The sequence below is a fragment of the Puniceibacterium confluentis genome, from assembly GCF_007923445.1.
Classification (GTDB): Bacteria; Pseudomonadota; Alphaproteobacteria; order Rhodobacterales; family Rhodobacteraceae; genus Puniceibacterium; species Puniceibacterium confluentis.
Map to the genome: position 1 here is coordinate 40,310 of NZ_VOJI01000022.1, position 7,922 is coordinate 48,231.

The following is a 7,922-nucleotide window of genomic DNA, read 5'->3' on the forward strand; positions in this document are numbered from 1 at the left end:
GTCAGGGACTTTTCGCCAATGTGAAATTCCTGGCAGCCAGCGCGCCCGGGCTGCGGACCTGTCCCGGGCGCAGGGCAGCGGATACCCTGAGCTACAGAATCCCGGGCAGGTTCAGCCCGTTTTCACGCGCACACTCCAGCGCCTCGTCATAGCCCGCATCGGCATGGCGCATCACACCGGTGGCCGGGTCGTTCCACAACACCCGGGCGATGCGGCGGTCGGCATCCTCGGAGCCGTCACAGCAGATCACCATGCCGGAATGCTGCGAGAACCCCATGCCAACCCCGCCGCCGTGGTGCAGCGATACCCAGGTCGCGCCCGAGGCGGTGTTGAGCAGGGCGTTGAGCAGGGGCCAGTCGGACACGGCGTCCGAGCCGTCCTTCATCGCCTCGGTCTCGCGGTTGGGGGAGGCGACGGAGCCTGAATCGAGGTGATCGCGGCCAATCACGATCGGCGCGCTCAACTCGCCATTGCGCACCATCTCGTTGAAGGCCAGCCCCAGCTTGTGACGCACGCCCAGGCCAACCCAGCAGATCCGCGCCGGCAGGCCCTGAAACGCGATCCGCTCGCGCGCCATGTCCAGCCAGTTGTGCAGATGCGGATCGTCCACCAGCTCCTTCACCTTGGCGTCGGTCTTGTGGATGTCCTCCGGATCGCCCGACAAAGCCGCCCAGCGGAACGGGCCGATGCCCCGGCAGAACAGCGGCCGGATATAGGCGGGCACAAACCCCGGGAAGTCAAAGGCATTCTCCAGCCCTTCTTCCAGCGCCATCTGGCGGATATTGTTGCCGTAGTCGACCGTGGGGATGCCGTTGGCGTGGAAGTCGCACATCGCCTTGACCTGCACCTTCATGCTGGCTCGGGCGGCCTTCTCGACCTCCTTGGGGGCGGTCTCGCGTTTGTCTTTCCATTGCGCCATGGTCCAGCCCTGCGGCAGGTAGCCGTTGACCGGATCATGCGCCGAGGTCTGGTCGGTGACGATGTCCGGGCGCACGCCACGCCTGACCAGCTCGGGGAACACATCCGCCGCATTGCCCAGCAGGCCGACAGACTTTGCCTCGCCGGCGGCGGTCCAGCGGTCGATCATCGCCAGCGCCTCGTCCAGCGTTTCGGCCTTCTCGTCGACATACCGGGTGCGCAGACGGAAATCGATGCTGTCGGGGTTGCACTCGACTGCCAGGCAGCAGGCCCCGGCCATCACCGCCGCCAGCGGCTGCGCGCCACCCATGCCGCCAAGACCGCCGGTGAGGATCCATTTGCCCGTGAGGTCTCCACCGTAATGCTGGCGCCCGGCCTCGACAAAGGTCTCGTAGGTGCCCTGAACGATGCCCTGGCTGCCGATGTAAATCCACGACCCGGCAGTCATCTGGCCGTACATCGCCAGACCCTTCTTATCCAGTTCGTTGAAATGGTCCCAGGTGGCCCAGTGCGGCACGAGGTTGGAGTTGGCGATCAGCACGCGCGGCGCGTCCTTGTGGGTCTGGAACACGCCGACTGGCTTGCCCGATTGCACCAGCAGCGTCTGGTCCTCTTCCAGCTCGCGCAGCGAGGCGACGATCTGATCGAAATCCTTCCAGGTCCGCGCGGCGCGTCCGATGCCGCCGTAGACCACCAGCTCATGCGGGTTTTCCGCGACATCCGGATGCAGGTTGTTCATCAGCATCCGCAGCGGCGCTTCGGTCAGCCAGCTTTTGGCTGTCAGCCCGGTGCCGGTGGCAGGATAAACGTCACGGGTGTTCTTGCGCGGATCGCTCATGATGTGCCTTTCAAGGTCGGGGCCAGATCGGCCAATTTCGTCAGAATGATTTTCAGATGTGCCCGCAGGCGCGCGGCCTTGGTGCGGTCATAGGCCCAGGGCGCGGTCTCGGCGCGCAGATAGGTGCTTTGTGCCAGTTCCATCTGAATGGCGTGCAGGCCCTCGGCGGGGCGGCCATAGTGGCGCGTGGTCCATCCGCCCTTGAAACGGCCATTGGTGATGGCGGTATGGCCCTTTGCGGCGGCGCAGGCGGCTTGCACGGAGGTTTCGATTTCAGGGGCGCAGGTGCTGCCCAGATTTGTGCCGATGTTGAAGTCGGGCAGGGTGCCGCCAAACAGGAACGGGATGTTCGAGCGGATCGAGTGGCAATCATAAAGGATCGCGACGCCGTGCAGATCGCGCACCCGGCTCAGTTCGGCCTGCAGCGCCGCGTGATAGGGCGCATGAAAGGTTTTGCGCCGTTCTGCGATGTCTGCCTCGGTCGGCGCATGGTCCCAGATGTCGCGCCCGTCGAAATCCGTCAGCGGCACCAGTCCGGTCGTGTTCTGTCCGGGATAAAGCGAGTCTCCGGACGGGTCGCGGTTTGCGTCGATGACATAGCGGTGGAAGGTGGCGCGAACTGTGGTCGCCCCGGCCAACAGCCCGTCATAGAGCGTGTGAATATGCCAGTCGGTGTCGTCCAGTCCTCTTCCCCGACTGTTCAGACCCGCGCGGATGTTGTCAGGCACAAAGGTTCCGGTATGTGGAAGCCCGAGAACGATGGGGCTGTCGCCCCGGCGGGTTTCGACCGGCATCATGCGCCCAGCTCCGGCATGTCGACGCCCGCGGCGGTGACGATATCTCCGCAGGCGATCATGGCTGCGGCACGCTCCAGATCCGGTGCCAGGTAGCGGTCCTCGCCAAGTGTGGCAACGTCCTGACGCACCCGGGTCACGACGCGTTGCAGGGTTTCGCTGGTGGCCAGCGGCGCGCGGAAATCAATGCCCTGCGCGGCGCAGAGCAGTTCGACCCCCAGAATGCGGTTGAGGTTCTCGATCATCGGGCCCAGCCTCCGCGCCCCGTGCGCGGCCATGCTGACATGGTCCTCCTGGTTGGCCGACGTCGGCGTGCTGTCGGTCACGCAGGGGTTTGCCAGATGCTTGTTCTCGCTCATCAGGGCGGCGGTCGTGACCTCGGCAATCATGTACCCAGAATTCAGCCCCGGATTGGGCGTCAGGAAGGGGGGCAGGTTGAAGCTGAGCACCGGATCGACGATCAGGGCGACGCGGCGCTGTGCGATGGCGCCGATTTCCGCGATGGCGAGGGCGATCATGTCGGCGGCAAAACCCACCGGTTCGGCGTGGAAATTGCCGCCCGAGACGATCAGATCGGCGCCGACAAGCACCAGCGGATTGTCGGTTGCCGCATTGGCCTCGATCTCCAGTGTCGTCGCGGCCATGCGCAGCACGTCCATCGCCGCCCCCGTCACCTGCGGCTGACAGCGGATGCAATAAGGATCCTGCACCCGGGCATCATCGACGATATGGCTGTCGCGGATCTCGGATCCCGCCAGCAGCGCGCGCATGGTCTCGCCCGCCTCGATCTGGCCGCGATGGCCGCGCAGGGCGTGGATCTCGGGTTGCAGCGGCGCGGTCGAGCCCATGATCGCATCGGTCGACAGCGCCGAGGTCACCAGCGCCGAATGCGCCGCGCGCCAGGCGCCGAACAGTCCGGCGAGGGCAAAGGCGGTGGAAAACTGTGTGCCGTTGATCAGCGCCAGCCCTTCCTTGGGGCCAAGCGCCACCGGGGTCAGCCCCGCGGCCGCCAGCGCCTCACCGCCGGGCATCACCCTGCCGCCGATTTCGGCCTCGCCATGGCCCATCATCGCCGCCGCCATATGCGCGAGCGGTGCCAGGTCGCCCGAGGCCCCGACCGAGCCCTGCGCCGGAATCACCGGCGTCACGCCTTTGTCCAGCATCGCTTCGATCAGGGTCACCACCTCGAGCCGCACCCCTGAGGCCCCCCGCCCGAGGCTGAGCAGTTTGAGCGCCATCATCAGACGCGCATGCCGTCGCGGAACTGCGGGGCCCACACCGCAGCAATGCGACAGGATCAGGTTGCGCTGTAGCGTTGCGGTGTCTTTCGCCGCAATCTTGACCGAGGCCAGTTTGCCGAAACCGGTGTTCACGCCGTAGACGGCATCGGTTCCGGCGACGGCCTTGGCAATGCGGGCATGGGCCAGCTCAATGTCCGGATGGCACGCGGGATCAAGCCGCACCGGTGCCTCGTTCCAGAAGATCTGCGCCAGGTCATCCAGAGTGACGGCGCCGGGCGCAAGGGTCAATGTCGGCATGACGTGCCTCCAAAAATGCGTGAATACAGAGGATTGAAGCCGATGCGGTAGGCCAGTTCCGCGGGGTGCCTGACATCCCAGACCGCGAGGTCAGCCCGCAGTCCGCGGGCAATGGTGCCGGTGTCGGTCAGGCCAAGGGCGCGCGCCGCATGGCAGGTGACGCCGCGCAGGGCTTCTTCGGGTGTCATGCGGAACAGGGTGCAGCCCATGTTTAGTGTCAGCAGCAGCGAGTTGAGTGGCGATGAGCCGGGGTTGATATCGGTCGCCAGCGCCATCGGGACGCCGTGTTTGCGCAACTGGTCAATCGGTGGCGCCTGAGTTTCGCGCAGGGTGTAAAACGCCCCCGGCAGGATGACCGCAACGGTTCCGGCATCGGCCAGGGCACGGACGCCATCCTCGTCGAGATATTCGATATGGTCCGCAGAGAGCGCGCCATAGCTGGCCGCAAGCTTCGCGCCGCCCACGTTGGACAATTGTTCGGCGTGAAGCTTGACCGGCAGGCCGAGAGCGACCGCCACATCGAACACCCGCGCGATCTGTTCGGGCTGAAAGGCGATGCCTTCGCAGAAGCCGTCGACCGCATCGACAAGCCGCTCTGCATGGGCCGCCCGCAGCGCCGGGATGCACACCTCGTCGATATAGGCATCGTCACGCCCGGCGTATTCGGCAGGGGTCGCGTGGGCCCCGAGAAACGTGGTCTTCACCCGGATTGGGCGGTGTTGCATGACGGCGCGGGCAACGCGCAACATGCGCAGTTCGGTTTCGATATCCAGGCCATAGCCCGATTTGATTTCGATGCCGGTCACGCCTTCGGCAATCAGGACGTCAACCCGGCGCAGCGCGTCTGCCAGCAATGTCGCTTCGGTGGCGCCGCGGGTGGCGGTGACGGTGGACACGATGCCGCCGCCCGCGCGCGCGACCTCTTCGTAGCTGGCCCCGTTCAACCGCATCTCGAATTCCACGGCGCGGTCTCCGCCGTGAACGATGTGGGTATGGCAGTCGATCAGCCCTGGGGTGACCAGGCGGCCGCCGAGACGGGTCAGGGGGTGGTCGTCGAAACGCGTGGGCAGGTCTGCGCGCGGCCCGACCCAGTCAATGATCCCGCCCGACACCGCTATGGCGGCATCTTCGATCAGACCATAGGCCGGTTGCGATTCGCCCATCGTCGCGGCGTTTACATCAACAAAGACAGTGCTGTTGCTGGTCATTTGCGCTCACCAATTGCCAGTTTTCGCCGTCATCATACCGAGCGGCTTCGAATATGTATATACATAAAATGGAGGGTCACGAGATCATTTTGCCAATCACGCGAGCTGCCGCCCGGACTGGCAGATAGTGACCGGGTGCATTCGGCGGATGGCTGGAAGCGTGGAAACGAGACCGACCCGCCGACACACACCTCCGGCAGCCCGGTCAAGACCCTGCTGTCGGCTTGGGCCGACCTGCACGGCGACAGCGTAACGGCGCATGGGGAAATGGCCGGAAAAGCCGCAGGACGGGCAAAGACGGCTTCTGGACCCGGCGGCTGACCGTATCGCGGCGTTCGCTACCGGTGTGTGTGGAAATGCCGGAGGCGGGCTGTGCCAGTGTCGGCGGGGTTCCCTGTCTGCATCACCTGCCGGGCGGCGTGCCGACCCGAGGCGCGGTGGCCTGTGCGCCGGGGGCGGTTACATGCGCCGGTGTCTTGTAACAATGCCGGGGCCGGGAAACCGCCCGAGCGCGCCGCTTGTCCAGAGCCGATGCGGTCGGTCCGAAGGTGTCTCCGGTATGGGCCGGCGCCGCTCACCTTCTCGGCGGATCCGGTTTCTGTCCCGCACTCAGTTGTGCGCGAAACCGGACCCCAGCCAGGACCGCCTTGGCCATCAAGTGCCGGGTGGCACCCCCGTTAATGTGAGGCGTGACCGCCGTCGGCCGTGGGGCGCGCCTCGATGCTGAACACAACGTCGAGTCGACCGGCATTTTCGAACACCAGAACCGCCGCGATCTCGGAGCCGGTGTCGAGTTGCTTGCCGTCGAGCCCCATGAACATCACGTGGTGGCCGCCGGGGGCAAACGTCACGGTCTGGCCGGGCGCGAGGTCCAGCCTCTCGACCGGGCTCATCCTGGCGACCCCGTCCGAGTCCTGGGACTGGTGCACCGTCACCCGCGGAAAATCGGCTTCGACGGCGATCAGGGTGTCGGGGTGGGTGCCGTGGTTGGTGATGCTCATGTAGCCCGCCAGTGTCCGGGCCACGGGCGGGGCTTCAAAGGCATGCGGGTGGTCCACCGCGATCGGGCCCAGGGTGTATTCCTGGGCCAGGGTGAGGGCGGGCAGGCTGCAGAGCAGCGCGGCGGCAAAAAGCAGTTTCATCAGGTGTCTCCGGTGGGTGCGGTCCGGGGAGTCCGGCCCCGCGAAAGGCGTGGTGGGTTGTCTGTTGCATTGACATCAGACGACCGGAGGGGCCCTGGGGCAGGCATCATGCGGACGGCGCATCGCCGGGGGATGATCCGCCGCATGGGGCAGTGGTCCAAGCATCGCAAAGCCGACCGTGATCGGCGGCAGCAGGACGGCAGTCGCGGTATCGGCGGCATGGGTCAGCAGACAGGGATGATCGGCATGGCTGATCCCGACCGGGCGGCCGTCCCGGTCCAGCACCACGGTTTCCAGCCCGCGCCCGGTGCAGATCACCAGAACCTGCCCCCGGATCAGCCCAAGCTGCACCAGCGCCACCGATGTCTTCGGCAGCAGGACGCCCGCAAGGACACCAAGGCAAAGAACGATGCGAAGCGCGCGCAGGATCATGGCGCGACCATATCTGCATTGCGGTGGGCTGGAAAAGCCCGGGCACCTGCGACATTCGCGCCCGGACCGCGACCGATCACTTGGTCAGGATCAGCTTGCCAGCGCGGGTGATGCGCAGGGTATAGGTTTGCCCGTCAAGCACCAGTCGGGCCTGTATCCCGTCCTGGATCAGATCCCGTACATCGAATGTGGGCACGTCGTCAGGCACGACGGTTCCGAGCGGGGCGGTCCGCGGCACAGCATTCATGTGACACGCCCGATCCGGTCGATCAGCGATTCGAGCGATTGCTCGGTCAGGCTCCAGCCGGAAAACGCGGCAAACAGCAGGTCCGTCCAATGGACATCTTCGGGTTCTGGCAGGCTATGGCGCAGGGTCATCGCGCACTCCTTTCGCGGGTTTCAACTCCTGGCTTCCGAAAGGTGGCTGGGATGGGGATTATTACCTTAGTGAAACAGTAGGGATAAAGCGGCACCGCCACAAGTGGCAAAGACCCGGACCCGACGATGCCTGCAAATCGCGGCATTGCTGCGACACTCTTTCCGAATGTCGGTAGGTCGAAAAGCGACACAACGTTGCCGTCTGCACAGCAATTGGGCATCGGCACAATATTCCGCCGGGGTAACGCTATCGGCGTGCCAACCCTCAGCAATAGTTCGGAAAAAATTCTGACGGCCTTTACATGACTAAAATAGTAAACTAAGCGGTCCCTGCAATCGCGTGCAGCCCTCCAGACGTTTCGGTCCAGACAGCCACCTGCGCGAGCCCGGCATTGCCCGGAGCTGTCATTCCATAACAAGACCGAGGGACCAGAAATGCGCAATTCGACCGACGCACCACGTGCACGCCAAGGCGGGCGCGCCCGCATCCTGACAAACACCGGCCTGCTGGGGGCATCGCTGTCGCTGGCCTGTTTTGCCGGAGCTGCCTACGGGCAGGACACCGCCGGAGGCGTGATCGTCCTGCCGACGGTGGATGTGGAAACCACGGCGGCGCCACAGCCGTCACCGGCGGCCGCACCAGCCGCGCCGCGCCGCAGCCCGCAGCCCGCGCG

9 protein-coding genes are annotated in these 7,922 nt (G+C 65.4%); 1 reads left to right on the forward strand and 8 read right to left on the reverse strand.

Annotated features, from left to right (window positions below; all coding sequences use genetic code 11):
• Positions 1 to 91: 91 nt before the first annotated feature.
• The 8 genes from hutU to FOY53_RS23995 form a co-directional block, all read right to left on the reverse strand.
• Entirely contained in the window at positions 92 to 1,756 is a 1,665-nt protein-coding gene (hutU, locus tag FOY53_RS18550; RefSeq protein WP_146591660.1) for a urocanate hydratase, read from the reverse strand.
• A complete protein-coding gene (gene hutG, locus FOY53_RS18555) occupies positions 1,753 to 2,553 on the reverse strand; it encodes an N-formylglutamate deformylase (protein ID WP_146591662.1) in 801 nt (266 codons plus the stop codon). Before hutG ends, hutU begins: the two co-directional genes overlap by 4 nt.
• On the reverse strand, positions 2,550 to 4,088 hold the full coding sequence (gene hutH, locus FOY53_RS18560; protein ID WP_146591664.1) for a histidine ammonia-lyase: 1,539 nt from the start codon (positions 4,086 to 4,088) through the stop codon (positions 2,550 to 2,552). The genes hutG and hutH overlap by 4 nt, the downstream gene beginning before the upstream one ends.
• Positions 4,076 to 5,296, reverse strand: coding sequence for an imidazolonepropionase (gene hutI, locus FOY53_RS18565; RefSeq protein ID WP_146591666.1), 1,221 nt, complete (start codon positions 5,294 to 5,296; stop codon positions 4,076 to 4,078). Before hutI ends, hutH begins: the two co-directional genes overlap by 13 nt.
• 677 nt (positions 5,297 to 5,973) lie before the next feature.
• On the reverse strand, positions 5,974 to 6,438 hold the full coding sequence (locus FOY53_RS18570) for a copper chaperone PCu(A)C (RefSeq protein ID WP_146591668.1): 465 nt from the start codon (positions 6,436 to 6,438) through the stop codon (positions 5,974 to 5,976).
• A 75-nt stretch (positions 6,439 to 6,513) separates the two neighbouring features.
• A complete protein-coding gene (locus tag FOY53_RS18575; RefSeq protein WP_146591670.1) occupies positions 6,514 to 6,870 on the reverse strand; it encodes a hypothetical protein in 357 nt (118 codons plus the stop codon).
• 76 nt (positions 6,871 to 6,946) lie between these two features.
• Positions 6,947 to 7,117: a hemin uptake protein HemP gene (hemP, locus tag FOY53_RS18580; protein ID WP_146591672.1), complete on the reverse strand. Its 171-nt coding sequence runs from the start codon at positions 7,115 to 7,117 to the stop codon at positions 6,947 to 6,949.
• Positions 7,114 to 7,248 carry a hypothetical protein gene (locus tag FOY53_RS23995; protein WP_281289591.1) on the reverse strand — a complete coding sequence of 45 codons (135 nt, stop codon included), beginning with the start codon at positions 7,246 to 7,248 and terminating at the stop codon, positions 7,114 to 7,116. The genes hemP and FOY53_RS23995 overlap by 4 nt, the downstream gene beginning before the upstream one ends.
• 435 nt (positions 7,249 to 7,683) lie before the next feature.
• On the opposite strand from FOY53_RS23995, the gene FOY53_RS18585 reads away from it, so the two are divergent.
• On the forward strand, positions 7,684 to 7,922 hold a 239-nt coding region (locus FOY53_RS18585; protein ID WP_439332553.1), incomplete at its 3' end, for a hypothetical protein.

Excerpts from the sequence above, each read along its gene's own strand:
- FOY53_RS18570 (WP_146591668.1), bottom strand. The coding sequence starts at position 6,438 with ATGAAACTGCTTTTTGCCGCCGCGCTGCTCTGCAGCCTGCCCGCCCTC.
- hutU (WP_146591660.1), bottom strand. The coding sequence starts at position 1,756 with ATGAGCGATCCGCGCAAGAACACCCGTGACGTTTATCCTGCCACCGGC.
- FOY53_RS18575 (WP_146591670.1), bottom strand. The coding sequence starts at position 6,870 with ATGATCCTGCGCGCGCTTCGCATCGTTCTTTGCCTTGGTGTCCTTGCG.
- hutG (WP_146591662.1), bottom strand. The coding sequence starts at position 2,553 with ATGATGCCGGTCGAAACCCGCCGGGGCGACAGCCCCATCGTTCTCGGG.
- hutI (WP_146591666.1), bottom strand. The coding sequence starts at position 5,296 with ATGACCAGCAACAGCACTGTCTTTGTTGATGTAAACGCCGCGACGATG.
- hutH (WP_146591664.1), bottom strand. The coding sequence starts at position 4,088 with ATGCCGACATTGACCCTTGCGCCCGGCGCCGTCACTCTGGATGACCTG.
- FOY53_RS23995 (WP_281289591.1), bottom strand. The coding sequence starts at position 7,248 with ATGACCCTGCGCCATAGCCTGCCAGAACCCGAAGATGTCCATTGGACG.
- hemP (WP_146591672.1), bottom strand. The coding sequence starts at position 7,117 with ATGAATGCTGTGCCGCGGACCGCCCCGCTCGGAACCGTCGTGCCTGAC.